Source organism: Lysinibacillus sp. JNUCC 51 (assembly GCF_015999525.1).
GTDB lineage: Bacteria > Bacillota > Bacilli > Bacillales_A > Planococcaceae > Lysinibacillus > Lysinibacillus xylanilyticus.
In genome coordinates this window covers 567,858-592,061 of sequence record NZ_CP065545.1, presented here as the reverse complement: position 1 = coordinate 592,061, position 24,204 = coordinate 567,858, and the positions used below count along the sequence as shown (strand labels likewise).

Genomic DNA, 24,204 nt, shown 5'->3' with positions numbered 1-24,204 from the left:
AGGGGGTAAAACTTTATGTCAGAATTCGACAACGACCTATTAAAATCAAAGGATCCATTCGCATCAGAAAATCCATTATTACAGCCTAATCCATTATTTCAGGTGGAGCAAGAGCAAAAAAAACCAGTACTTGTTTCTGAACAAGAGCTATCACAAATTGCTCAAAATCAACTTGCATTAAAGCAAGATCCAGAGGTCCATGCGTTAGCACAAAAAATTGATGTGAAAGATCAAATTGCCATGCTGGAGCTTGGAAAAGAAACAGCAAATGGTATTTCTACTTTTTCAGATAAAATGCTAGCAACGATGAAAACAAGTAAGCTTGAGGAATCAAGTGTATTATTAAATAATTTAAATAGAATTATGGATAAATTTGATCCTCAAGATTTCGAGGAGGATAAAAAAGGTGGCTTCCTTACTAAACTATTCAGTAAAGGAAAAGAACAATTAGAAAAGTTTCTATCCAAATATGACAGCATGAACAAGGAAGTGGATGTTATTTTCCGCGAGGTTCAAAAATACGAAGGTGAAATGAAACGTAATACAATTGATCTTGAAAACCTTTATGATCAAAACTTAAATTACTTCCAAACTTTAAGTAAATTTATTGCGGCAATTGAAGTGAAAACAGATGAAGTACGTTCATCATTACCAGCACTTGAACAAAAAGCACAAACTGGTGATCAAATAGCGGCAATGGAATATGAAACGATGCTACGTGCTGTTGATTTACTAGAACAGCGTCGTTATGACTTGGAAATGGCGCAGCAAGTTTCATTCCAATCTGCTCCACAAATTCGATTAATGCAGCAAGGCAATAACCATTTAATTGCTAAAATTAACTCTGCGTTTGTGACGACAATTCCAATATTCAAGCAAGGGCTTATTCATGCAGTGACGTTAAAGCGCCAAAAGCTTATTTCAGATTCAATGACTGAATTAGACCGTCGTACGAATGAAATGCTTGTACGTAATGCAGAAAATATTAGTAAAAATAGTGTTAATATCGCTCGTGCAGCTGGTAGCCCAAGTATTAAAATCGAAACAATTGAAACGACATGGCAAACAATTATGTCTGGTATTCAAGAAACGAAGCAAATTCAAGCAGAAACAGCTAAAAATCGTGAGGAAGGCCGTAAACGTATTGAACGTTTACAGCTTGAATACGAAAAGCTGAAAAAAATGTAATCGTAAAGCTTCTTGCATCTCTTTTCGCAAGAAGCTTTTTTATATTGACAAAATAAAAATTAATACGATAATAAGACCAATGAAAATTATTTTTCAAATGTGAAGGAAGCTGAAAAATGTTAAATAAGGCTATGCCATTACACGAACAAATACGTGATGGAGTGAAGAAAAGTCGATGAACAAAATAAATCCAACAATATCGTGTGAAACGTTAAAAGATGGAACACTTGCTATTGATATGACAGAAACACTTATGCTGTTATCGCAAAGTCGCTATCAAGAATTGACACATATAGAAAAGCTATATAATGCTTTACCTAAAGATTTAGATGAAAAGCATCATGTTTTAAAGCAGGATCAAAAAAATTTAAAGAAACAAAATGTACAACTTGTAGATGATATGAAAAAAATGCAGAAGCAAAATGCGGTCTTGCAAAAAAAGTTAATGGAATATAATTGTGTCGTAGAGGAGTTAAAGGAGATTCGTCGACAAAATACAGAGCTATTAATTGAACTAAGTAAACATACTGCCTTGTCTAAAGATTCACTGTCAGGTCCGTTAAAATCTATGATTCGTGATATGAGAGAGCAGGGTGTTGGAATCAAAGAAATTCACATTCGCATTAAACGTCAAATAAATTCTGATATCAGCTATAGTATGGTGCGTAAATATATTTCTGAGCTTGAATCGGAAAATAAAGAGTAATGACAAGTTTTCATTTACAGTTTCCACTCAAAGTCCTATAATAAGTCTATTCTTTGAATGGTAATATGCGCAAAGTCGTATAGATTCAAAACAGAGTAGGAGAGTTAGAGGCAATGTCAAATGAGAAAAAAGGGGTTTTGGCAGCATTTTTTGCCTATGCTTTTTGGGGTGCATTTCCGCTTTATTGGAAACTACTTGAACATGTACCGAGCATGGAAATTTTATTATCGCGCGTCATTTGGTCCTTTGTCTTTACAGTACTAGCAGTAATAGTATTTGGAATGCGCAAGGATCTTCTCGCAGACTTAAAATATTTGTGGTCAAACCAAAAGCAATTTTGGCAGCTTGTTGGAGCTTCATTTGTTATTTCGATGAACTGGTATTTATATATTTGGGCAGTTAACCATAACCACTTAATTGAAACGAGCTTAGGCTATTATATTAATCCTTTACTGTCAGTTATTTTAGGGGTTATTTTCTTTAAAGAATCACTTAATCGTGCGCAATGGGTGGCTACCGGAATTGCCTTTATTGCTGTTATTATTTTAACGATAAATTATGGATCAATCCCATGGGTAGCACTTCTTATTGCTACATCCTTCGCTATTTATGGTGTTTTGAAAAAGAAAATTAAGCTTGATGCGACAAGGGGTTTAGCCATTGAAACGTTATTTATTTTACCGTTTGCATTAGGCTATTATGTTTACCTCTTTACAACGAATCATGCCTCATTTTTACATGTTGATGTGAAAACAGACATCCTCATGATTGTAAGTGGAATCGTGACAGCAGTACCGTTAATTTTATTTGCGAAAGGTGCACAAAATATTCCACTCTATTTATTAGGCTTTATTCAATACGTATCGCCAACGATTACGTTAGTTATAGGGATCGTACTTTATAAGGAACCGTTTAGTCAAATAGAGCTTTTGGCATTTAGTATTATTTGGGCAGCCTTACTACTGTTTTCAGGCTCGAAAATCATTGAAGTGAGAAGAGCCCATCATAAATCAGCATAAGTGAATATACTAATATTAGTAGTACGAACCATGCCTTTGGTTTGTACTACTTTTTTGTGTTTTTGAAAAATCTCTGCGAAGCAAAGGGGCAATTCGCTTTGGGCCCGTTTTTCTTTTGAAAATGCTGTTTTCTTAAAAATTGTTGCTATTCAACTAACGATGCAAGTTAGTTTAAGAGTGTTGTTTAACTTGAATTCAACAATTGAGCCATTTTGTAGAATAGTGTATAGAGGGATGAACGAAACCACTTGACTGATATGAAGCTGCTAACATGTAGCATGCATGCCCCGAACAGATAATTCAAATTGATATGATTATCGAATAAAATACTTTCCAAAAACTGCCGAAAGATCTCACTAAAACTCATATGATTGTGATTTTTATCTCCCAATATATCAAAAACCTAAAGAAAAGTTATTTTTTTAATATTTTTAATATAGTTTATACAATGATAACATTATCAACAAAAGAGCGAAGAATGCTATGAAGATAGGTCGGAGCATGTTAATATCCATGGTAATTTCAAACCAATCAATCAAAAGTAGACTTCCTATAGTGCAGCATCAACATAAAGACGACATCAAAGAATACCAACATAAATAAACGCACAGTAACTAACGAGGGGGAAAAGTAATTGACAGATAAAACATATTGGCTAAAGAATGTTCAATTGGAGACCGGCTATCGTTATCTATATGGTACAGTTACAGGAACTGAAACGGAAAGCTTTCACGTTCAAGTTACGGCAGGAAAAATAACAGATATTGTTTCGGTGGACAAGCCTTTAGAAACAAATTTCCCTGTAAAGGACGCAAAAAACTATTTGATGTTGCCCTCCTTTAGAGACATGCATGTACATCTTGACAAAACCTACTATGGCGGACCATGGAAAGCACCCTCCATCCCGACGAAGGGAATTATTACTCGTCTGGAAGAGGAAGAATTATTGCTTCCAAAACTACTTCCTGTTGCCACAGAACGGGCTGAAAAGTTACTGAACTTGCTCACTAGTAAAGGCTCAACTCATATTCGTGCACATTGTAATGTCGACCCAGTCATTGGCTTAAAAAATCTTGAGGCAACTGTACGTGCTGTGGAAGCTTATAAAGAAAAAGCTACAGTTGAAATCGTTGCTTTCCCACAACATGGATTATTGCGTAGTGACTCCGTTCAACTTGTTAGAGAAGCCCTGCGCAATGGGGCTTCACTTGTAGGTGGAGTCGACCCAGCAACCATTGACGGAGATCTTGAAAAATCGTTGCAAACTGTGATGGAGCTTGCTGTTGAAGCAAATGCAGATATTGATCTTCATTTACATGATGGAGGTCATCTAGGTATCTTTACCTTTAAACGGCTTGCAGCTCTAACACAAGAAGCTGGATGGCAAGGTAGAGTCACAATTAGTCATGCATTAGCATTTGCCGATATTTCACGTGCGGAAGTAAACGAAGTAGCTGAACTACTAGCCAAGCAAGGAATTTCAATTGCATCTTCCGTTCCTATTGGTCATACAATACCAATCCCACTACTTCAAGAGAAAGGTGTCAATGTTTCTCTTGGCGTTGACAGTGTTATGGATCACTGGTCTCCCTTTGGAAAAGGAGACAGCTTGGAAAAGGCAGGAACATTGGCAGAACGCTTCGGTTTAAGCGATGAACGTTCACTAGGACAAACTCTTCGGTATATTACCGGTGGCATAACTCCGTTAAATATAGAAGGAGAACATGCTTGGCCAAAAGTAGGTGACAATGCTGATTTCGTTTTAGTTGATGCGAGTTGTTCAGCTGAAGCAGTTGCAAGGAGAGCAACAAGAAAGGCTGTAGTGTTTAAAGGAAATTTTGTTACAGACAATCTTTCATGACTCACATAAGAAAGGGTAGATAATATGGATAATACATTTTGGCTGACAAACGCCCTAGTAGAGAGTAAATACCAAGTAGAAAGTGATATGGTAACCGGCACAAAGACCGATTGCTGCCACCTGTTAATTCAGGATGGGAAAATCGCAAAGTTTATCTCTGCTAGTGAGACAATTTCAGACGATTTCCCACAAAAGGATGTAAAACAGTTGTTACTTCTACCATCCTTTACCGAAAAACATTGTCATTTAGATAAAACATTGCTTGGTGATGAATGGCGTGCAGTAACACCAGTTAATCATATTTATGAACGACTTGAAATCGAGAAAAAAATACTTTCTTCTCTAAAAACAACTACGCAAGAACGGGCAGAAAAATTACTGGATATATACTTGAACGCTGGGGTAACACACGTTCGTACCCATGTGGACATATATCCAGAGGTTGGATTAAAAAATTTAGAAGAGGTCCAAAAAGCATTACAAACATTTGAAGGTAAATTATCATATGAAATTGTTGCCTTTCCGCAACACGGTTTGTTACGTACAGAGGCACATGATTTAGTAAGGGAAAGTCTACGTCAGGGAGCAACATTGGTAGGAGGAGTTGATCCAGCTATAGTTGATGGTAATATCGAAAAATCGTTACATGATATGGTTGACCTTGCTGTTGAAGGGGGTGCGGGAATCGACCTACATTTACATGATCCGGATCACCTAGGTGTCTATACCATGAAAAGATTGGCAGTATTAACGAAAGAAGCGGGTTTGCAAGGTAAAGTAGCAATAAGTCATGCATTTGGACTTGGGGAAATCTCAAAGGCACATGCAGAAGAAATGGCTGAAATTTTGGCTGATGCAGGTATTTCTATCATTACTAGTGTACCAATTGGAAGAAAATTCCCGCCTGTAGGCTTATTGCACAAGAAAGGAGTCCATGTTTCTGTTGGATGCGATAATATTTTCGATGTCTGGTCCCCATTTGGAAACGGAGATATTTTGGAACGTGTCAGTCGTTTGGCAGAAATTTCAGGGTGGGCTGATGAACGTTCATTGTCACAGACACTTGGATTTATAACTGACGGGAAAACTACTTTGAACAATAATGGCAATCAGATTTGGCCAAGAGTGGGAGACGAAGCAAACATTGTCTTTGTTGAAGCTTCTTGCTCTGCAGAGGCTATTGCTAGAAGATCCAATAGAACCGCTACGATGTTTAAAGGTAGAGTAGTAGCGGGAGAAATATAGGAAAGAAAATCTTTGAGACTTCTTCGGGAGTCCTGCTAAATGTGTGGTCCCCCTTTTAGATGCTTTTGCAATGTTCTATGGAATGCAAATGGGATATTATTTAATAGTGCGATTGTTTTTATTGTGGTTTTCGTAACTTTAGTAAAAAATATAGCAGCGGAAAAATGTGATTCAGTTTTAAAGATTGAGATCATCTTTTAGTACTACTTTAATCGGGCGCATTTTCAGAGGATGGATCTGTGTTCTTTCACATGAAAGGGTCATATATTTTGAATTAATAAATCCCAATTTCTCAATTATGACAAAGAGAGATTGGGATTTTGAATGTTGGAATATCATTGATCCTGTAAATCCGTGTTTTGCTGGTGGTACCTCGTTAACAGTTTTGTGAAGTTTTGAGCGGTTTTTGATAGATGATGATCCTTCAGCCATATTAAGCCAGTGGATGCAGAAAGCTCTGTATCAGTAATTTTGAAAGCTTGGATATTGTAGTTTTTGTATTGTTTAATGACGGTTTCTGGAACAATAGCTTCCCCAAAGTTACAAGCAACTAAATCTAATAATAGAGAGATATCAGAGCACTCGGCAATAATGTTCGGATGTAGTTGAGCTTTCGAAAATGCTTCCAAAATCATATAATGCACTCCTAATCCTTCTGTACTCGGTAATATCAGCGGGTAGTTTTGAATGTCAGCAAGCATAATCTGATGATTAAAAGGCTGCTTTTTATTTGAAGTAATAAAGTAAAAAGGTTCTGTATAAAGATGGATAGCTGAAAAATCATCTAACTCGAGCGGTAATCGAATAATCGCCAGCTCTACAATCCTGTCTCTCACTAATTGACAAAGATGAGATGACTCATTTTGTTGAATAGTATATGTAACTTTAGGAAATTTTTTTTGAAATTGGTGAAGTAAGTCTTGTAATCCGTTTACTGAAAAAGTATTGATACCTATCGTTAGTCTTCCGCTTTCCCCGTTTCCGACTTCCTTTACCTCCATTCTGGCTTCTTCCATTAACTGAGTCATTTGTAGAGCGTACTTATATAAGGCCTTTCCGGCTTCCGTAATTCCTAAAAATTTCCCAGTTCTTTCTATTAATTTCGTTCCTAATTCATTTTCCATTGTTTTCAGTTGCTGGCTTAGCGGAGGCTGGGAGATATGAAGCCTTTCAGCAGCAGCAGAAATTTTTCTTTCCTCTACAATTGCTATGAAATATCGCAGCTGTCGAATATCCATATATGAAAAAAACCACCTTCTCATATGAAAAACTTAAGTAATATTAATTTTTTAATATTTTTTATATACTTGAATCAATTTCATAAATCACTTTTTTCAAGAGCTTAGACTGCTCCAATTAAGAAAATTTACGTTTTTTGCCACTATTTCTTACAAAATTTTTTGTTGCCCCTAAGTTTAAAAATCGTAACCAACATAAGCACCTTTACTTTTTTACCAGCATATAGTAAGATAATGACAAATTAGATAACAATGATAATTATTGAGAGGTGCTTTTGATGAGTGCGGTAGGTTCTAAATAGGAACAACTTAAAGAAATAAATTTAATGACGCCAGGGGATATATGTTAGTATGTAACCCTTTATTTAGTCGTGGCTTTATTTCGATACCTATGAAGATACCTACAATACTTTATAAAGCTTGTAATGCACTGACTAAACTTCATGTAGATGAAGTCTTTTTCACGATGCTTTTTACACATGCCTTGTAATGGTAAAGCTGTGGGTTCTCCCACAGCTTTTTTTGTCTTTTTTAACTTATTTCAGAGGGTGTCCAAACACCCTCTGAAATAGAGGAACTCAGTCTAAGAACGCCACGTCCTGTGGCAATTTATCTGTGCGAAAGCGCAGCGACAGCAATAGGGTTTTATCTGTGCGAAAGCGTAGCGGCAGCAACAACACACGACTGAGTGACCAACATCGTGTTGGCCTAAAGCCTCAGGCGGATGTCACAGAATCGGAGAGGAGTTCTTTGTGCATGCACAAAGCCGGTTCCGGACGCAATTATGTCGAGGCATAATTGATTTGAAAAAAAAATCATTGCTATCTAATGAGTAGGTATCTTCATGAATGATAATGGAAAAATCAGCGTGAGGAGAATTTAAAATGAATCATACTACTTTTGAGAAGTTACAATACAATGAATTGAAGGAAATCGTTAAATCTTACTGTGTCAGTGGATTAGGTAAACAGTTATTAGATAAATTAACGCCGAGCCCAAATTTGACAGTTGTTAAAAATCGTTTGAATGAAACGACTGAGGCACGAGCAATTTTAGATGCAGAAGGTCATGTCCCGTTTTTAGGGGTATCGAATATTGACAATACCATTAAAAAACTTGAAAAGGGGATTATTTTAGACCCTAGTGAATTGGTTAGCATTTCAGACTTTTTAAGAGGCTGTAGAAAACTTAAAAAGTTTATGCTGGAAAATGAATTTTTTGCGCCAGTACTTGCATCCTATGCTAATTCAATGTCTGAATTTAAAAGTGTGGAAGAGGAGATTAACTTTGCGATTAAAGCTAATCGTGTTGATTCAGCTGCTAGTAGAGAGTTAAAACGTATCCGAAATCATATCGAAACAACAGAGGAAAAAATTAAAGAACGCTTAACTAAATTTTTAAATAATAGTGCTAATAAAACTTATATCCAGGAATTTTTTATTAGTAAAAAGGATGATCGATACACGATTCCAATTAAAGCTTCCTATAAAAATCATGTACAAGGGACGATAGTAGAGGTTTCATCTAAAGGTGCAACAGTCTTTATGGAGCCAAGTACAGTAGCTAAACTAAATATGGAATTAGCCACTTTGAAGGCAGAAGAAGCGGTGGAGGAATATCAGATTTTGGCGACTTTATCTGGGCTTCTGATGGAAAATATTCGTGAAATCAATATTAACATGGAGTTAATTAGCCAATATGATATGGTGTTTGCCAAAGCCAAGTTTAGCAAGAATATTGGAGGAGTAGAACCAAGCTTAAATGATTATGGCTATATTAAGCTCGTTAATTGTAAGCATCCACTGTTAACAGGTAAGGCGGTACCACTTCATTTTGAAATTGGTAAAGACTATCGCAGCTTAATCATTACAGGACCGAATGCTGGTGGTAAAACAGTTGTCCTAAAAACTATTGGTTTGTTAACATTGGCTACTATGTCAGGTTTCCATATTGTTGCCGATAAAGGTACTGAAATAGCCGTATTTGATCATATTTTTGTAGACATTGGTGATAATCAAAGTATTGAAAATGCACTTAGTACGTTTTCATCCCATATGAAAAATCTCTCAGATATTATGAGGGCATCCAATAATAATACGCTTTTGTTATTTGATGAAATAGGAAGCGGTACGGAACCAAATGAAGGAGCAGCACTGGCGATTTCCATTCTAGAGGAGTTCTATCAAATGGGCTGTATGACAGTGGCAACTACTCACTATGGCGAAATTAAGCGTTTCTCTGAAATGCATAGTGATTTTATGAATGCGGCTATGCGTTTTGATAGTGAAACATTAGAACCGTTATATAAATTAGTTATCGGAACATCCGGAGACAGTAATGCACTATGGATTTCTAAGAAAATGAATATACGTGAAACAATATTACAAAGAGCCAAGAGCTATATTGACAATAAAGAATATCATCTAGAACGAGTAAATGTCAGTAAAATCAGGAAGCCTAAAATTGAGCAAGAGAGAACAAAAGCTAAGTATGAATTTAAAAAGGGCGACCGTGTGAAGCTGTTAGATCATGATGACGTTGGAATCGTTTATCTAGAAATGGATAATTTCTATAATGTTGTTGTGTTCTATGAGAGAGAATTCAAAAAGGTGAATGTTAAGCGACTGGCATTAGAGCTACCGGCAACAGAATTATACCCTGAAGGATATGATTTAGAGACATTGTTTGTGGATTATAAAGACCGGAAGCTTCAGCATGATATAGAACGCGGTTCGAAAAAAGCCCTTCGCAAGATTCAGAAGGAAATGAAGAAAGATAAATCGAGCTAAAATAAAAGGGATTGCACATTGTGCAATCCCTTTAATATCTATTGAACCGAATTAATTTGCGCTTTAATTGAAAAATAAGTTTCATCAATTTTTTGTTTATAAGGTAGATCGATTAAATCTTGAGAATCCAAATAGGCCATTTTGGCAATTTCGTAGGCAGTTGTTAACTCACCGAAATGTGCATAGCACAGTGCTTTATAGGAAAAGCACTCATTTAAACTTAATATGTCAAATGGATGTAAAATGAATGGGGGAACGTTTGTAAAATGTTCAAATGTTTCCTTAGCTTCTTCATATTGACCTAGTAAATATAAGGATTTCCCTTTTTCTGAATAGTAAAAGTTTTTATCGAGTTTAATTGAGCCCTCATGTATAAGCGTTCCAAAACGTTCTATCTCCTCTAGTGCCTGCTGATAATCGTGAGTGTAACTGTTATAATAATGCGCACGTAATACGAAAATAAAAGCGTCGACATCTACTTGTTCGACAAAAATCCGGTACTGCTCAAGCTTCTTCAGCATATGCTCTACTTGCTCGAAATCATGGTCAATCATGGCACAAAACGACCCAATACGATACATATCATCTATATAAGAGTAAAATTGATTTTTATGTGCATTGGTAATGGCCTCGTTAATGAGCTGTTTACCTGCTTCAATTTCGCCAATTGCTACTTGAAAAACGCAAATATAATAAGCCATTTTCCCTGCATCTCGCGAATCTAATTGGTAATTTTCCTGCTCAGCCTCTTCTTTCGCCTGTAAAATACAAGAATAAGCCATTTTGTATTTTCGATTTTCTGCTAATATACCCAACTGTAATAAATAGGTTTCAAACCAATGACTCAGTAAATTAATTTCTTTAAACATAATACGTGACTCTTGAAGCGGTGACTCCCATGTCGTTAATCCCGCATAATATTGTGCTGCAGCGTATATATACAGCAAACGACCTCCTTCATAACTAAGCGGAAGCCCTTCTACATAAGGTTTAATCATCTCGACTATTTGCTGTGCATTATCTGTACCACCAAGCTTTAATTCCGTAAACAAAATTTCTACCTGCTCTAAAAGTTGCCGAAGCGAAGAGGGTGTTACTTGTTCAAGTAATTCACTTGCTTTTACTCCTAAACGTTCCGCTATATAATCAAGACTTTCCATCGAAGGCTTGGCCTTATCATTTTCAATTTGACTTAACATACCTTTTGTTAGACGATCACCGGCAAGTTCCTCTAACGTTAATTTACGTTCCTTCCTTAATTTGCGAATTCTTGTGCCTAAAGAGTCCACTGCCTCGCCTCCTATTTCAATGAAAGTGAATATCACTATTTTGTTTAATTATATTAAACTTTTTCTTGCATGGGAAGTGGGAGCTGTGTTATATTTCGTTTAATTAAATTAAACTTTTTAACCTAATTAAAAATATGGAGGGATTTTAGATGAATGAAGAGCAAAAATATAAAAAGGCGACGTATCATTTATGGACATTTACTGCCAGTAAAATGATTGCCATGTTAGGTTCTCATGTGATGGCTTTTGGAATTAGTTTGTATATTTTAGCTATGACAGGTTCAGCAATGAGCTTCGCAACCAATATGATTTGTTCTGTGTTACCACGTGCACTTGTAGCTCCATTAGCAGGTTATGTGGCTGATAAATTTTCGAAAAAGCGTACAATTCTACTTGCACAAGCTGGTACCATTTTGACAGTAGGGGGCTTATTGCTTTACACAGAAACAGTAGGTTTATCGGTGTATGCGGTCTATACGGCTACTGTGTTCAATACAATTTGCTCTGCTTTTTCTGGGGTAACGTTTTCGTCTGCGATTGCAACGCTTGTTAATCCAGAGCGTTTACAGCGTGCCATGTCATTTAACCAATTGTCGACGTCTGTAGCTATGATCGGGGGACCAGTAATTGGGGGAATGATGTACGGCTTCTTTGAAATGGACGCATTTTTAATGGTCAATATGGTGGCTTACGTTATTGCCTTTTGCTTAGAAGCAACGATGAATTTTAACCTCTATAGTACAAGAGGGGAAGATGTGAAAAAAGAAAAAATGTGGGAAGGGCTTAAGGGTGGCTTTCATTATATAAAACAACAAAAAGTCATTAAAACGATTATGTGGGTTGCCTTATGGATTAACTTATTCTTCTCAGCAATCGCTGTTGGAGGAACGTATATTATTATTGAATTGCTCAAAGTAAAGTCCACACATTTTGGCTTTATTGAGGCTTCGGGTGCAGCGGGTATGCTAGCGGCTTCCCTTTATTTTGCGACAAGATCAGAGGTGAAAGCACCATTACGTTTCTCAAAAATTAGCTTACTGCTATTGTCTGGTAGTGTTGGGTTAGCAGTGATTCCATTAGTAACAGATTTTTCATATGTAGCAATTGTTATCTTTTACCTTATCATTTATTTTATTTTCGCTATTTTTGAAATGGGTATTAATATGCCAATCGGGGTGTATATGCAAAAAAATATTACCGAAGAATACCGTGGGCGTGTCTTTGGGCTAATGGAAACGATGGCTATGTCGATGATGCCAATTGGTATGGTGGTTTATGGCATGTTATATGATACATTACCAGCGATTGTTATTTTGCCGGTAACAAGTGTGATCATTATTATGCTCTCACTAGTCTTGCTACGGACATCTATCCTAAAAGAAGCTCACCCAGAGTTTTATAATAAAGAGGTCATGACAGAGACTGTTGCCAATTAAATTTATTCTTATAAACAAAACGAGGCATGTTAGTATGCCTCGTTTTGTATTACTGATCCTCAATCACAATATAAGTTGCTTTAATTGGTCCATGTACACCAACAATAAGAATCATTTCGATATCTGCCGAATTACTTGGACCTGTTATAAAGTTGATGCAGGAAGCAATTTGTTCGCCATTTCTAACTTTTTCGCTAATTAAGCGGGCTGCTTGTGTCATTCTTGGAACGATAGTGCTTTTTGGGATTAAAATAATAGAGTTCTCGGGTAAAAAGCTGACGGATCTACCTTTATCCTTACTACTAAAAAGTACTGCAGTTCCAGATTCCGCTAATGTTATTTCACTTATCGTTATGCCAATGTTAGCTTTTTCAGCGTGTCTAATATTTTCCTCTGGCTGCTCCGAATCCCATTCGTACAGCTGAATATTTTCTAGGGGCCATTGCTCGGTCAACAATGATGATAGCCCATAGTTTTGGAAACGCTCGTCTTTCCATGCTATTACAGACTGGCCTCCGTAATTTTCAACTACTTTTTGTAAATCTGCAGGGAGATTAGCTGTATTTGTAATGACAATATCCGTATGAATATTTTTACATTGTTCAACTAAAACCTCTACTAACTCATTTTTTGTCGCTTCTTTTAGGACGCGATTTTGAGGGTTATATTGCCATGTAGGACGATCGATTTCTGTTTTTGTCGCACGCCCAAGCTTTTTCGCAATGTTTGCTAAAAATACATCTCTATTTTCAATAGTACTTGTCATTATTCATCGCCTCCTTTTTGGCGGTGTTTAAACCAGTCACGGAAATTATCTTTATTGGGGGCTGGAAAATCCCTAGCTTCCGTCCATGCTTTTAGTGGGCCTGGTCCATTTGAAATTTTCTGATCTTTTGTAAATGGGGACACTGCTGGTGAAGCTATTTTTGTCGCTATTTTATATAGGGTAGGGGAGGAAGCACCTAAACCAAAGGCCTTCATCAATAGCTTTTCTGATACAGGTGCTTTGCCTTCGTTTTCAACAATTACTTGGCGATGTCTATGAATAAGCTGATGTAAAGGTATTTTGACAGGACACGCATCTGTGCAGGCACCGCATAATGTAGATGCGTATGGTAATTCTTTGAAATCCTCATAGCCGCCTAATAATGGTGAAAGAACGACACCTACTGGCCCAGAATAGATAGAACCATAAGAATGCCCGCCAACATGTCGATAAACAGGGCAAACGTTAACACATGCCGCACAGCGAATACATTGTAAAATAGGCTGGAATTCGCTGCCTAAAATATCAGAACGTCCATTATCGACGATTATCAAATGGAATTCCTCTGGTCCATCCGTTTCACCTTCTTCTTTGATTCCTGTTAATGTTGTAATATAGCTTGTTAGCTTTTGTCCAACTGCGCTTCTTGTTAATAAGCTTACTAGCACTTCCATCTCTTCAAATGTAGGAACTATTCTTTCCATTCCCATTACTGTAATTTGCGTTTTTGGTAAGGCAGTTACTAGATCTGCGTTTCCTTCATTTGTCACGAGTGTAATCGAGCCGCTCTCTGCAATAGCAAAGTTACAGCCTGTAATGCCAATGTCTGCTGTTAAATATTCATTCCTTAATTTTTCACGTACATAAAGAGCTAGTTCCTCTGGCTTTTCGGTCTTCTCATAGCCTTGTTTTTCTTTAAAAATATCACGAATCTGCTCCTTATTTTTATGCAAAGCTGGGGCAATGATATGAGATGGTGGCTCGTGATCGTCTACTTGCAAAATGTACTCTCCAAGATCTGTTTCAATGACCTCACAACCGAGTTTTTCTAAAGCGGCATTTAAATCAATTTCCTCTGTCACCATCGATTTTGATTTCACGATTTTAGCAGCATTTTTCTTTTTTGCGATATTTTGAATGTGGTCTGTCGCTTCTTTAGCTGTTTGCGCAAAGAAAACATGGCCACCTCTTTTAGAGACATTTTCACTTAGCTGATATAAGTAATAATCTAAGTTCGCCAGCACATGCTTTCGAATTTCTTCGCCGTGAGAGCGCCATTCCTCCCAATGGCCGAGCTCATCAGATTGTTTGAGTCGACGTGTTTGTAAGCGCTCCTGTGCGCTGGACACAGCACCGCGCATAAAAGTATTTTCTAATTCTTTCGATACTCGATGATTAAAGCGATCATCACTTGTTTTCATAGCCATTTTTTGAACCCCCTCCTAGCGGCAATTTAATACTTCCGCAATATGCATGACTTTAATAGGCTTACCTTGTCGATTAATTCGACCACCAATATTGATTAAGCAACCAGCATCGGCTCCGATTAAAATGTCTGCCCCTGTTTCTTCAACATTTTGTACTTTTTCATTGACCATTTCTCCTGAAATATTGCCCATTTTAACTGAAAATGTTCCACCAAAGCCACAGCACCTATCTTTTCCAGGGAGTTCTACATACTGTAGGCCTTTAACTTGATTTAATAATTTAAACGGTGCATCCGTAACACCAAGCAGACGTGTCATATGGCAGGAGGTATGATAAGTTGCCTTACCCTCTATATGTGCACCTACATCCTCGACTTTTAATACATCTACGATAAACTCTGTAAATTCATATGTTTTATCTGCTAATGCTTGCGCTTTTGGTTCCCAAACAGGATCTCCCTTAAACACTTCTGGATATTCCTTAAACATATAAGCGCAGGAACCAGAAGGGGAGACAACGTATTCGGAATGCTCGAAGGCCGTGATCATTTTTTTCATAGCATTTTTAGATTCTTTTACATAGCCACTATTATAGGCAGGCTGCCCACAGCAAATTTGATTTTCAGGAAAGTCTAGGTCACAGTCGAGCCTTTCAAGAACTTCAACAACAGCTTTTCCTACATCACCTTGAAACATATCAACTAAACAAGTCGCAAAAAGTGTTACTTTCATGAGTATCGCTCCTTTTTGTCTCTAATCTCACTATTCAACAGGTCATCTGATGACTTAATTTTCATAATACTACAACTTATCAGATTAACGAAAGGTGTTTATTGTTAATTTTCAAAATATTAAAAGGCTGCCTATAATACAAACTAGGCAGCTGCTGTTATTTCATAGATTCAGTTGTTTCGAAATATTGCATTAAGACCTTTTCCACATTACTTAAATGTGAAGCCATAGCATGTTTTGCGAGCTCTTCATTTTGCTGTTTAATTGCGAGGAAAATTTGCATATGTTCATCATACAACTTTTCGCTTGTAATTTTTTTAGAGTACAACCAAATTCGACGTGTCTCTTTCATCGTTTCGATCATTAAACCTGAAACCTGGTCTAATAAAGTTGTAAGCAGGGGGTTTTGAGATGCTGCAGAAATGGCCGCGTGAAATTGAAAGTCCACTTTTTCTCCTAATTCTCCATCTCCTTTAACCCGTTTCATCTCATCTAAAATTTGCAGCATTGACTGCATGTCTTCTTCAGTTCGATGAATGGCAGCGCTAGCCGCAGCGCCTACTTCGATAATTTTCCGTACTTCTAACAAATGTGAGATATCTTGCTTATTAGTTAAAATGGCAGTTGATAGGGGAAAATCGAGCTGATTGGATTGATTACTTTTAACGAATGTACCTGAGCCTTGTTTAATTTCAATTAGCCCCATTGCTTTTAAAGCGGAAAGAGCTTCTCGAATAGCAGATCTGCTTACATGTAGCTGTTCAGCAAGTTGTTCTACTGAGTCAAGTCGGTCACCCGGTTTCAGTTCGCCAGCTCTAATTTTTTCATAAAGGATTTCTGATACTTCCTCATATATTTTTTTCGGTTTAATTTTTCTTAACTCCAAGACTACACCTCATTATCAGTTGCTCTATTGTTTTTTATTATACATGAAGAAAAATAATTTACTCGCAATTAAAAATACTTTATGTAAATTAAAAGGGTACTTTAACTTTGAAATAAGCGACAGGTAACGACTTAACAACAGGTATTCATTTCCCGCAATTGAATTGTTGCTAGCGTCTTTTGGAAATGCTAAGAATTACATAACTAGTAATGCAGAATTATGGTGAATTTTGTTGACAGATAATATAAGGGGGGCGCATAATGCAAAAGTACATGAACAAATACACGTTGATGTAATAAGGTTTGAAAAAATTTTGTATGATAATATGATGGAACTTCATTTTTTCAACATCTTTTTGCCATGAAACGTTCACAAACAGGAATGGCGCAATTTACAGTGATTTTTGGTACGATGGAAACAGTAACTGTAAGGAGAGAGTGAGAAAATATGGAAACTGATATTAACTTATTTTTAGCATTAGGTGCAGGGTTTTTAAGCTTTATTTCACCATGTACCCTTCCGCTATATCCAGCATTTTTATCATACATAACAGGTATGTCATTAGATGAGCTAAAATCGGAACGAGGTATGATGCAAAAGCGTGCAATTTTGCATACACTCTTCTTTTTACTAGGATTTTCAATTATCTTCATTATGATTGGGCTAGGAACATCACTAGCAGCAGAGTTCTTCCTTAATTATCAAACATTATTACGTCAGGTTGGTGCCATCTTAATCGTTGTATTTGGTTTAATGATTGTGGGATTACTACAAATTGACTTTTTAATGAAGGATCGAAAATTCCAATTTAAACATCGACCATCTGGTTATTTTGGATCTGTATTAATCGGAATAGCCTTTGCAGCTGGTTGGACGCCGTGCACAGGTCCAATTTTAGCATCGATTATTTCATTAGCTGGTGCAAATCCAAGTGCAGGTTTTAGCTATATGTTAGCTTATTATTTAGGCTTTGCGATTCCATTCTTTGTGTTATCTTTCTTTATAGCACGTATGACTTGGATTCGTACACACAGCCAAAAAATTGTGAAAATCGGCGGTTATATTATGATTGTCGTTGGTGTATTGTTATTCTTTGACGGATTAACGTATTTAACACGCATTTTACAGCCTATTTTTGGTGGATTTACAGGCTTCTAATCTGCTAAACTAAATGGGCATACAGTACTTTAACTTAGAGGGAGATGAACATGTGCCTACAGTTTTAGTAGTGGATGATACGCTCTTTATGCGTGTTGCAATAAGTAATATGTTTACGGAATGGGGTTATGAGGTAGTCGGCAAGGCTGCAAATGGTAAAGAAGCTGTAGCGATGTACCGTGAGTTACAACCAGATCTTGTAACGATGGATGTAACAATGCCCGTTATGACAGGTATCGCAGCAGTAAAAGAAATCATCCCCGAATTTCCAGATGCAAAAATAATTATGATTACAGCTTTAGGACAACAGAAGTTAATCGTGGAAGCGATTGAAAGTGGTGCAAAGGATTTTATAACAAAGCCTTTCGAACCAGAAAGACTAAAAGCTGTAGTTGATCAATTAATTGGACAAAATTGTTAATGACATTAGAGGAGGAATTTTTATGTTTAGCAATATCCCTTCTCAATATTATGTAATAGGTTCAACCATAATGGCCATTTTTATGGGTACCTTTGTCATGGTTTTACGTATGCGAGCATCTAAGAAACCGACAAATGAGAAGAAAATTATCATTCCACCTATTGCAATGTCTTCAGGTGCGATAATGTTTTTATTTGAACAATTTCGAGTACCACCCATGCAAATCCTTGAATCGGCAGCAGTCGGCGTGGTGTTCTCAACAATCTTAATCGCCACTTCTAAATTTGAAGTAAAAGGTCAAGATATTTATTTAAAACGTTCAAAAGCATTCATTTTTATATTAATCGGACTGTTAGTGTTCCGTATAATTGCAAAAATGATATTAAGTAGCTCCATTGACGTTGGAGAATTAGCAGGAATGTTTTGGATTTTAGCGTTCGCTATGTTACTCCCTTGGCGAATCGCAATGCTCATTCAATTTATAAAAATCAAAAAAACAATTCCGCTAAAGAATATTTAAATGGAAAAACTACACTAGAGATTATCTAGTGTAGTTTTTTTTGAACGCATTTTGGATGATGGATAGAGCAGATTGAGCGACGGATAGGGTTGCCGAAGTGATGGAAAGAAAATTGACAGCGACGGACAAAAGAGCCGTGGTGACGGATGAAAGAGCCAAAGCGACGGATGGAAATCAGAGCGACGGAAAGAATCGTCAAACCGACGGAAGAAAAGAAGAAAGCGACGGATGAAAGAGCCGAAGTGACGGATGAGAGACCCAAAGTGACGGATGGAAATCAGAGCGACGGAAAGAATCGTCAAACCGACGGAAGAAAAGAAGAAAGCGACGGATGAAAGAGCCGAAGTGACGGATGAGAGACCCAAAGTGACGGATGGAAATCAGAGCGATGGAAAGAATCGTCCAGCCGACGGAAGAAAAGAAGAAAGCGACGGATAGAAGAGCCAAAGTGACGGATAGGGGTCAGAGCGACGGAAAGGATCATCCACCCGACGGAAAGAAAGAAGAAAGCGACGGATGAAAGAGCCGAAGTGACGGATAGAAATCAGAGCGACGGAAAGGATTGCCGAAGTGACGGAAAGAATCGTCCACCCGACGGAAAGAAAGAAGAAAGCGACGGATGAAAGAGCTAAAGTGACGGATGGAAGTCAGAGCGACGGAAAGGATCGTCCACCCGACGGAAAGAAAGACGAAAGCGACGGATGAAAGAGCCGAAGTGACGGATAGAAATCAGAGCGACGGAAAGAATCGTCCAACCGACGGAAAGAAAGAAGAAAGCGACGGATGAAAAAGCCAAAGTGACGGATGAAAAAGCCAAAGTGACGGATGGAAATCAGAGCGACGGAAAGAATCGTCAAACCGACGGAAAGAAAGAAGAAAGCGACGGATGAAAGAGCTAAAGTGACGGAAAGAATCGTCCAACCGAGGGAAAGAAAGACGAAAGCGACGGATGAAAGAGCCGAAGTGTCGGATGGGAATCAGAGTGACGGAAAGAATCGTCCACCCGACGGAAGAAAAGAAGAAAGCGACGGAAAGAATCGTCCACCCGACGGAAGAAAAGTCGAAAGCGACGGATAGAAGAGCCAAAGCGACGGATAGGAATCAGAGCGACGGAAAGAATCGTCCAACCGACGGAAAGAAAGAAGAAAGCGACGGAAAGTGCTGTCTTGAGCGACGAATAGACGCCCCTATACTGGAGGATTGAATCGAGGAAAAAATTATTAAAAAATATGACGAAACTTATTTAAAGGCAGTAAAAACGCTGCACAAATCAGTGTGCAGCGTACCATCAATCAAATAGATGTTCATATGGAGCGACGTCAATTTGCATTTCATCTAACTTTTTGCGTAAAAATTTATGGTCGCGTTTTGGTGTTGCTTGGATATAGCCACGAATAATCAAATCATGGTTAATGGAAGGTGCTTTTTCTTCTAAAGCAAGCTCGCCAATTTTTCCTGCTATTTTTTCCTTAGCTACTTGTCTAAATAGCTCGGGTACTGGGCTTACAAGTTCATATAAAAGTTCTTTCTCAGGTTGTCCCCATAGATGAATGGTTTTATCTAAATAATACTCTTGCCAATCTAAATCAGATTTACCGTCCTGCTTTGGTAAAGCCTTTAAAAATTTGCGGAACATAAAAAATCCGCCTATCGCCATAAATGAAATGAGTACAACTACCCAAAATAGGATAAACCATAAAAACCAACCACTTAACAAATCGTTCACCTCTTTGCCTTCTCTCACTCTATTATAAAAGCTTACATATAAAATTTCATCCTAAATGTCCCTTTTTTAGCAATAAGTCTGTATATATTGTGAAAGAAAGGAGGTGACCCTCATGGCAAAAGTCAATTTCGTAGGTGCTACACTACGCTTGAAGTATGTCGCTGGATATAATGCACAGAACGAGCCCATTTTCACAACAAAAACTTACCGCAATTTAAACAACTCGCATACGGCAAAGGATTTAGTAGAAGTAGCATATGCCATTGCAAGTCTATCTTCACACGCACTAGACAGCATTGTAAAACAAGAAACAACAGATTTATCCTAAAGGGGGGAAAGTTATGACACAAATTTTAGAGCTTCAATTTGAAACAGCAGCAGGGAAAACGACAACGGTAGCGATTGATGCACCGAAGCCAAAGGTAACAGCGGAGGAAATACGACAGGTAATGCAAACAATCATCACTAAAAATGTTTTTGATGGACAAGCTAGCGCTCTAGTTGCGATGAGTGGGGCTCGCATCGTAGATCGACAAGTAACAGAGTTTGAATTAGGGATAGAATAGCATGAAATGGTCTTTGCGAAATTTTTTCGCAAGGGCCATTTTCAGCAATAGTATTTGTAATAAGTTTGTGAAGGAGGGTCCAACATGGAACAGTGGTTTAACATGATATCGGATATCGGTTTTCCTATCCTAGTGTCGTTTTATTTACTGCACCGAGTAGAAGTTAAATTAGATGCAATTCATGATGCACTTGTTTCCTTAAAGTGAAATCGATTTCACAAAGATGTACGAAAGATGTCACTTGAGTAACCTTGTCAATATTTACATCCTACGATAGGATGAGGATAGTGCAGGTAGGGAGAGTGTTAAGGATGAGAAATAAAATAATTGGGCTTGTTTTACTTTTTGCATTAGCAGTAGTGCTCAGTGCGTGTGGAAATACAAAATTTAAAGCAGATTATAGCTTGGAATTACCAGATTTTGAACATGTCAATCAACGCGGTGAAAAAGTTTCTTTAGAGAGTTTAAAAGGAAAACCGTGGATTGGTATGTATATTTTCACGAATTGTACATCAATTTGCCCACCAATGTCCTTTAATATGACGCAAGTTCAAGAAAAGCTGAAGAAAAAAGGTGTGGAAGATTATAATATTGTTGCGTTTTCAGTTGATCCTGACGTTGATAAACCAGAAGTATTAGCTGATTATTTGAAAAGATATAATGTTCCAGATGAATCAAAATGGAATCTACTTACTGGTTATTCACAAAAATATATCGAGCAGTTCGCTGTGAAATCAACAAAAATAATCGTCAAAGATGATCCTAACACCGATCAAGTGATACACGGAAATCAATTTTTCTTAGTCGATAAAGATGGCAAAATCGTAAAAATGTATTCTGGATTCGCAAAGAATGCCGAGGATGTCCCTATTGACACAATTGCATCAGATATAGAAACATATATTGATGAAAATTTATAATGGATAGAAGGAAACCGTCTCAAGGATAAACTAAGAGACGGTTTTTATTGTTGAAATTTAATCTTTTATACCTTTAGCCTCGTTTATAGTGTAGAAGGAGGGAAAGATTTTGACTAATACAGATTATTTAGAGCAACTAATGGAGCTACATACAGAACATTTATTTCGAATCGCATACTACTATACGAAAGATCAACGAATAGCTGAGGATATTGTTCAAGATGTATTTATTAAATTTTATCATCACCAAAGGTACTATGAAGAAAGAGGCGAGATGAAGGCTTATTTAGCACGTATGACCATTAATAAATGTAAGGATTACTTAAAAAGCTGGACTTATCGAAAAATTACATTTCAGCATAATTTTTTTGCCAAACAAAAAACTGTTTTACAAGATACACTCATTCGTCAAGATGAACAAGCTCTTTTAGATGAAGCCATTTTACGGTTACCAATAAAGCCACGTGAAGCAATTGTCTACTTTTATTTGGAGGAGATGACAATCAAGGAAATATCAGAGCTACTGGCTATTCCTGAGGGTACCGTAAAATCTCGTTTAAAGAAAGGGAAGGAATTATTAAAAGTAGACTTACAGCATATTGAATGGGAGGTACTTTTCCATGGATAAGCATACAATGCATGTATTGAAGGATGTCTCAGCACATAAAGAAGCAATCATTCAAAAGGTTCGACAACAAATTCAGCAAGAGCCGTATCCATCAAAGCAACTTTGGCCGTATCGTGCAATGGCCATCATGATAACATGCTCTATCTTACTATTTATTGCATGGCAAGCTTCGAAACCGATTGACCATGCAACGACAGAAATACTTCATGAAGAAGAAAAACAATCATTCACCGATTTATTTCAAACAGAAGTTGAAGGAAAAGAGACAACATCCAGTCAGTTTTTTCAAATTGTAGATCACTTAGATCACCGGGAAAATATCAAATTTTATGCACCGCTTCAGGGCTTCGAGGCTATGCAAGCAGTGGCGGCTACTATGGAGAATGCTGTCCATCTAATAGACCCTGAAAATCTTCCATTTAAATCAAATATACAAGAGGTCTATGCGGTAACATCAGATATGGAAGATGGTAGCCTGCAAAAGCAGTATCAGTTTAGTTATAAAGAAAAGTCTCTCACTGGAGTGGATCGTCAATATATTATTTTGACGGTAACAAATGTAAATAATAACCCTTTAATAAACTATAAATTTACGGAAGATAGTCAGGAGGAGATCACGAATGTAGGTTTGAATTTTATGAATCCTTTGTATTATCGTGCGATGACACCAGATAAATGGCTTGCGTATTTATACTATAATTATGATGAGGCGGACAAGCGCATTTATCGAATGAGTACAAGAGCAAATGAGTTTTATACGTATTATAATGGCTATGTATATCATATAGGCTATCAATTAAATGGTGATCAACAGGAAGCACAAGAAAAAATGGTTGAGCTTGCAAGGGAATTTATCCCACACTTAAATTAAGCGAAAGCAAAAAAGTTAGGTGGAAGATAAACTGCTTCTAATAGCTCTATTGGTGAAGGCAGCAATCAGTAGTGATGAAGACCTCTCAGCTGTATTCTTGGTAACAACTAGTTACTAAATCGGAACATTTCATCCTATTTATATTAAAATAGTAGAAAAAAGGATGGGGGGATCACCAATGACGGTAGCGCAAACGTATTTAAATGTTGTCCAAAAAAGATTTAGAAGTGTTAAAGAGCTAGGAGATAAAACACTCGAACAACTGGAAGAGGCCCAATTGCACTGGACGTATAATGAAGATTCAAACAGTATTGCAGTTATTGTAAAACATGTTAGTGGCAATATGGTATCAAGATGGACTGACTTTCTAACGACTGATGGTGAGAAAGCATCGAGAAATCGTGACGATGAATTTACTGATAGCCTTCAGACAAAAGAAGACGTTATGACGGTATGGGAAGAGGGCTGGCAAGTATTTTTGGATGCTTTACAAGGATTAACGGAAGCTGATTTACAAGGGTTTGTCACGATAAGAGGGGAACAGCATTCCGTAATAGATGCTATCGAAAGACAAATGTCCCACTACTCACAACATGTTGGTCAAATCGTTTACATCGCTAAACAATTAAAGGGTTCTAAGTGGCAAACATTAAGTATTCCAAAGGGACAATCTCAGGCTTTCACAGAGTCTATGGTAAAAAAATATCAATAATAAATAAGAAGAGGCTGGGACATAACTAGCTTCATTAGTGAGAAATCCGAATTTGAATTCATTTAAATTCGGATTTCTCTATTTTTTATGTTGTCTCCAT

At 37.2% G+C, this 24,204-nt stretch carries 28 protein-coding genes; 21 read left to right on the top strand and 7 right to left on the bottom strand.

Going from position 1 to position 24,204, the window contains the following annotated elements; genetic code table 11:
* Positions 1–15 precede the first annotated feature (15 nt).
* From JNUCC51_RS03205 to JNUCC51_RS03185, 5 genes are all read left to right on the top strand, one after another.
* Complete coding sequence (locus tag JNUCC51_RS03205; protein WP_337990809.1) at positions 16–1,188, top strand: toxic anion resistance protein; 1,173 nt, start codon at positions 16–18, stop codon at positions 1,186–1,188.
* Positions 1,189–1,363: 175 nt separating this feature from the next.
* A complete protein-coding gene (locus JNUCC51_RS03200; protein ID WP_337990808.1) occupies positions 1,364–1,894 on the top strand; it encodes a hypothetical protein in 531 nt (176 codons plus the stop codon).
* 113 nt (positions 1,895–2,007) lie between these two features.
* Positions 2,008–2,913 (top strand): EamA family transporter RarD, encoded by a 906-nt coding sequence (rarD, locus tag JNUCC51_RS03195; protein WP_337990807.1) that lies wholly within the window; start codon positions 2,008–2,010, stop codon positions 2,911–2,913.
* Positions 2,914–3,547: 634 nt separating this feature from the next.
* Positions 3,548–4,774 carry an amidohydrolase gene (locus JNUCC51_RS03190; protein ID WP_337990806.1) on the top strand — a complete coding sequence of 409 codons (1,227 nt, stop codon included), beginning with the start codon at positions 3,548–3,550 and terminating at the stop codon, positions 4,772–4,774.
* A 24-nt stretch (positions 4,775–4,798) separates the two neighbouring features.
* Complete coding sequence (locus tag JNUCC51_RS03185; RefSeq protein WP_337990805.1) at positions 4,799–6,019, top strand: amidohydrolase; 1,221 nt, start codon at positions 4,799–4,801, stop codon at positions 6,017–6,019.
* 335 nt (positions 6,020–6,354) lie between these two features.
* Here the strand turns inward: JNUCC51_RS03185 and JNUCC51_RS03180 are convergent, their stop codons facing one another.
* Positions 6,355–7,257: a LysR family transcriptional regulator gene (locus tag JNUCC51_RS03180; protein ID WP_337990804.1), complete on the bottom strand. Its 903-nt coding sequence runs from the start codon at positions 7,255–7,257 to the stop codon at positions 6,355–6,357.
* 884 nt (positions 7,258–8,141) lie between these two features.
* Here JNUCC51_RS03180 and JNUCC51_RS03175 point away from each other — a divergent pair.
* Positions 8,142–10,046, top strand: coding sequence for an endonuclease MutS2 (locus tag JNUCC51_RS03175; protein WP_337990803.1), 1,905 nt, complete (start codon positions 8,142–8,144; stop codon positions 10,044–10,046).
* 38 nt (positions 10,047–10,084) lie between these two features.
* Here JNUCC51_RS03175 and JNUCC51_RS03170 read toward each other — a convergent pair whose 3' ends face one another.
* Positions 10,085–11,335 (bottom strand): helix-turn-helix domain-containing protein, encoded by a 1,251-nt coding sequence (locus JNUCC51_RS03170; RefSeq protein ID WP_337990802.1) that lies wholly within the window; start codon positions 11,333–11,335, stop codon positions 10,085–10,087.
* Between the two features lie 149 nt (positions 11,336–11,484).
* Here JNUCC51_RS03170 and JNUCC51_RS03165 point away from each other — a divergent pair, with 149 nt between their 5' ends.
* Complete coding sequence (locus tag JNUCC51_RS03165) at positions 11,485–12,771, top strand: MFS transporter (RefSeq protein WP_337990801.1); 1,287 nt, start codon at positions 11,485–11,487, stop codon at positions 12,769–12,771.
* A 49-nt stretch (positions 12,772–12,820) separates the two neighbouring features.
* Here the strand turns inward: JNUCC51_RS03165 and JNUCC51_RS03160 are convergent, their stop codons facing one another.
* From JNUCC51_RS03160 to JNUCC51_RS03145, 4 genes are all read right to left on the bottom strand, one after another.
* Entirely contained in the window at positions 12,821–13,537 is a 717-nt protein-coding gene (locus JNUCC51_RS03160) for a LutC/YkgG family protein (RefSeq protein ID WP_337990800.1), read from the bottom strand.
* Positions 13,537–14,964 carry a LutB/LldF family L-lactate oxidation iron-sulfur protein gene (locus tag JNUCC51_RS03155; protein ID WP_337990799.1) on the bottom strand — a complete coding sequence of 476 codons (1,428 nt, stop codon included), beginning with the start codon at positions 14,962–14,964 and terminating at the stop codon, positions 13,537–13,539. Before JNUCC51_RS03155 ends, JNUCC51_RS03160 begins: the two co-directional genes overlap by 1 nt.
* Before the next feature lie 15 nt (positions 14,965–14,979).
* Positions 14,980–15,696, bottom strand: coding sequence for a (Fe-S)-binding protein (locus JNUCC51_RS03150; RefSeq protein ID WP_337990798.1), 717 nt, complete (start codon positions 15,694–15,696; stop codon positions 14,980–14,982).
* 157 nt (positions 15,697–15,853) lie between these two features.
* Complete coding sequence (locus JNUCC51_RS03145) at positions 15,854–16,582, bottom strand: FadR/GntR family transcriptional regulator (RefSeq protein WP_337990797.1); 729 nt, start codon at positions 16,580–16,582, stop codon at positions 15,854–15,856.
* 447 nt (positions 16,583–17,029) lie between these two features.
* On the opposite strand from JNUCC51_RS03145, the gene JNUCC51_RS03140 reads away from it, so the two are divergent.
* The 7 genes from JNUCC51_RS03140 (at position 17,030) to JNUCC51_RS03110 (ending at position 19,885) form a co-directional block, all read left to right on the top strand.
* Complete coding sequence (locus tag JNUCC51_RS03140; protein ID WP_337990796.1) at positions 17,030–17,740, top strand: cytochrome c biogenesis CcdA family protein; 711 nt, start codon at positions 17,030–17,032, stop codon at positions 17,738–17,740.
* 52 nt (positions 17,741–17,792) lie between these two features.
* Complete coding sequence (locus JNUCC51_RS03135) at positions 17,793–18,161, top strand: response regulator (protein WP_337990795.1); 369 nt, start codon at positions 17,793–17,795, stop codon at positions 18,159–18,161.
* A 22-nt stretch (positions 18,162–18,183) separates the two neighbouring features.
* Positions 18,184–18,681 carry a CcdC family protein gene (locus JNUCC51_RS03130; RefSeq protein ID WP_337990794.1) on the top strand — a complete coding sequence of 166 codons (498 nt, stop codon included), beginning with the start codon at positions 18,184–18,186 and terminating at the stop codon, positions 18,679–18,681.
* Between the two features lie 146 nt (positions 18,682–18,827).
* A complete protein-coding gene (locus tag JNUCC51_RS03125) occupies positions 18,828–19,016 on the top strand; it encodes a hypothetical protein (protein ID WP_337990793.1) in 189 nt (62 codons plus the stop codon).
* Between the two features lie 53 nt (positions 19,017–19,069).
* Positions 19,070–19,201 carry a hypothetical protein gene (locus JNUCC51_RS03120; RefSeq protein ID WP_337990792.1) on the top strand — a complete coding sequence of 44 codons (132 nt, stop codon included), beginning with the start codon at positions 19,070–19,072 and terminating at the stop codon, positions 19,199–19,201.
* Positions 19,202–19,251: 50 nt separating this feature from the next.
* The gene (locus JNUCC51_RS03115; RefSeq protein WP_337990791.1) at positions 19,252–19,386 is read left to right on the top strand and encodes a hypothetical protein; all 135 of its coding nucleotides are present in this window, start codon (positions 19,252–19,254) and stop codon (positions 19,384–19,386) included.
* A 277-nt stretch (positions 19,387–19,663) separates the two neighbouring features.
* The gene (locus JNUCC51_RS03110; RefSeq protein WP_337990790.1) at positions 19,664–19,885 is read left to right on the top strand and encodes a hypothetical protein; all 222 of its coding nucleotides are present in this window, start codon (positions 19,664–19,666) and stop codon (positions 19,883–19,885) included.
* Between the two features lie 84 nt (positions 19,886–19,969).
* On the opposite strand, the gene JNUCC51_RS03105 is transcribed toward JNUCC51_RS03110, so the two are convergent.
* A complete protein-coding gene (locus JNUCC51_RS03105) occupies positions 19,970–20,398 on the bottom strand; it encodes a DUF2621 domain-containing protein (RefSeq protein WP_337992180.1) in 429 nt (142 codons plus the stop codon).
* Positions 20,399–20,519: 121 nt separating this feature from the next.
* Here JNUCC51_RS03105 and JNUCC51_RS03100 point away from each other — a divergent pair, with 121 nt between their 5' ends.
* The 7 genes from JNUCC51_RS03100 (at position 20,520) to JNUCC51_RS03070 (ending at position 24,104) form a co-directional block, all read left to right on the top strand.
* Complete coding sequence (locus JNUCC51_RS03100; protein WP_337990789.1) at positions 20,520–20,735, top strand: DUF1659 domain-containing protein; 216 nt, start codon at positions 20,520–20,522, stop codon at positions 20,733–20,735.
* Positions 20,736–20,748: 13 nt separating this feature from the next.
* The gene (locus JNUCC51_RS03095) at positions 20,749–20,973 is read left to right on the top strand and encodes a DUF2922 domain-containing protein (protein WP_337990788.1); all 225 of its coding nucleotides are present in this window, start codon (positions 20,749–20,751) and stop codon (positions 20,971–20,973) included.
* A gap of 84 nt (positions 20,974–21,057) precedes the next feature.
* Positions 21,058–21,180: a YvrJ family protein gene (locus JNUCC51_RS03090; RefSeq protein ID WP_082172762.1), complete on the top strand. Its 123-nt coding sequence runs from the start codon at positions 21,058–21,060 to the stop codon at positions 21,178–21,180.
* Positions 21,181–21,284: 104 nt separating this feature from the next.
* Positions 21,285–21,893 (top strand): SCO family protein, encoded by a 609-nt coding sequence (locus tag JNUCC51_RS03085; protein ID WP_337990787.1) that lies wholly within the window; start codon positions 21,285–21,287, stop codon positions 21,891–21,893.
* A gap of 109 nt (positions 21,894–22,002) precedes the next feature.
* Positions 22,003–22,521, top strand: coding sequence for a sigma-70 family RNA polymerase sigma factor (locus JNUCC51_RS03080; protein WP_337990786.1), 519 nt, complete (start codon positions 22,003–22,005; stop codon positions 22,519–22,521).
* The gene (locus JNUCC51_RS03075) at positions 22,514–23,392 is read left to right on the top strand and encodes a hypothetical protein (RefSeq protein WP_337990785.1); all 879 of its coding nucleotides are present in this window, start codon (positions 22,514–22,516) and stop codon (positions 23,390–23,392) included. The genes JNUCC51_RS03080 and JNUCC51_RS03075 overlap by 8 nt, the downstream gene beginning before the upstream one ends.
* A gap of 178 nt (positions 23,393–23,570) precedes the next feature.
* On the top strand, positions 23,571–24,104 hold the full coding sequence (locus JNUCC51_RS03070; protein ID WP_337990784.1) for a DUF1572 family protein: 534 nt from the start codon (positions 23,571–23,573) through the stop codon (positions 24,102–24,104).
* Positions 24,105–24,204: the final 100 nt, after the last annotated feature.

Bases quoted from the DNA above. Each gene is read 5' to 3' on its own strand.
- JNUCC51_RS03205 (WP_337990809.1), top strand. From the start codon at position 16: ATGTCAGAATTCGACAACGACCTATTAAAATCAAAGGATCCATTCGCA.
- JNUCC51_RS03200 (WP_337990808.1), top strand. From the start codon at position 1,364: ATGAACAAAATAAATCCAACAATATCGTGTGAAACGTTAAAAGATGGA.
- rarD (WP_337990807.1), top strand. From the start codon at position 2,008: ATGTCAAATGAGAAAAAAGGGGTTTTGGCAGCATTTTTTGCCTATGCT.
- JNUCC51_RS03185 (WP_337990805.1), top strand. From the start codon at position 4,799: ATGGATAATACATTTTGGCTGACAAACGCCCTAGTAGAGAGTAAATAC.
- JNUCC51_RS03180 (WP_337990804.1), bottom strand. From the start codon at position 7,257: ATGGATATTCGACAGCTGCGATATTTCATAGCAATTGTAGAGGAAAGA.
- JNUCC51_RS03175 (WP_337990803.1), top strand. From the start codon at position 8,142: ATGAATCATACTACTTTTGAGAAGTTACAATACAATGAATTGAAGGAA.
- JNUCC51_RS03165 (WP_337990801.1), top strand. From the start codon at position 11,485: ATGAATGAAGAGCAAAAATATAAAAAGGCGACGTATCATTTATGGACA.
- JNUCC51_RS03160 (WP_337990800.1), bottom strand. From the start codon at position 13,537: ATGACAAGTACTATTGAAAATAGAGATGTATTTTTAGCAAACATTGCG.
- JNUCC51_RS03155 (WP_337990799.1), bottom strand. From the start codon at position 14,964: ATGGCTATGAAAACAAGTGATGATCGCTTTAATCATCGAGTATCGAAA.
- JNUCC51_RS03150 (WP_337990798.1), bottom strand. From the start codon at position 15,696: ATGAAAGTAACACTTTTTGCGACTTGTTTAGTTGATATGTTTCAAGGT.
- JNUCC51_RS03140 (WP_337990796.1), top strand. From the start codon at position 17,030: ATGGAAACTGATATTAACTTATTTTTAGCATTAGGTGCAGGGTTTTTA.
- JNUCC51_RS03130 (WP_337990794.1), top strand. From the start codon at position 18,184: ATGTTTAGCAATATCCCTTCTCAATATTATGTAATAGGTTCAACCATA.
- JNUCC51_RS03125 (WP_337990793.1), top strand. From the start codon at position 18,828: ATGAAAGAGCCAAAGCGACGGATGGAAATCAGAGCGACGGAAAGAATC.
- JNUCC51_RS03120 (WP_337990792.1), top strand. From the start codon at position 19,070: ATGGAAAGAATCGTCCAGCCGACGGAAGAAAAGAAGAAAGCGACGGAT.
- JNUCC51_RS03100 (WP_337990789.1), top strand. From the start codon at position 20,520: ATGGCAAAAGTCAATTTCGTAGGTGCTACACTACGCTTGAAGTATGTC.
- JNUCC51_RS03095 (WP_337990788.1), top strand. From the start codon at position 20,749: ATGACACAAATTTTAGAGCTTCAATTTGAAACAGCAGCAGGGAAAACG.
- JNUCC51_RS03090 (WP_082172762.1), top strand. From the start codon at position 21,058: ATGGAACAGTGGTTTAACATGATATCGGATATCGGTTTTCCTATCCTA.
- JNUCC51_RS03085 (WP_337990787.1), top strand. From the start codon at position 21,285: ATGAGAAATAAAATAATTGGGCTTGTTTTACTTTTTGCATTAGCAGTA.
- JNUCC51_RS03075 (WP_337990785.1), top strand. From the start codon at position 22,514: ATGGATAAGCATACAATGCATGTATTGAAGGATGTCTCAGCACATAAA.
- JNUCC51_RS03070 (WP_337990784.1), top strand. From the start codon at position 23,571: ATGACGGTAGCGCAAACGTATTTAAATGTTGTCCAAAAAAGATTTAGA.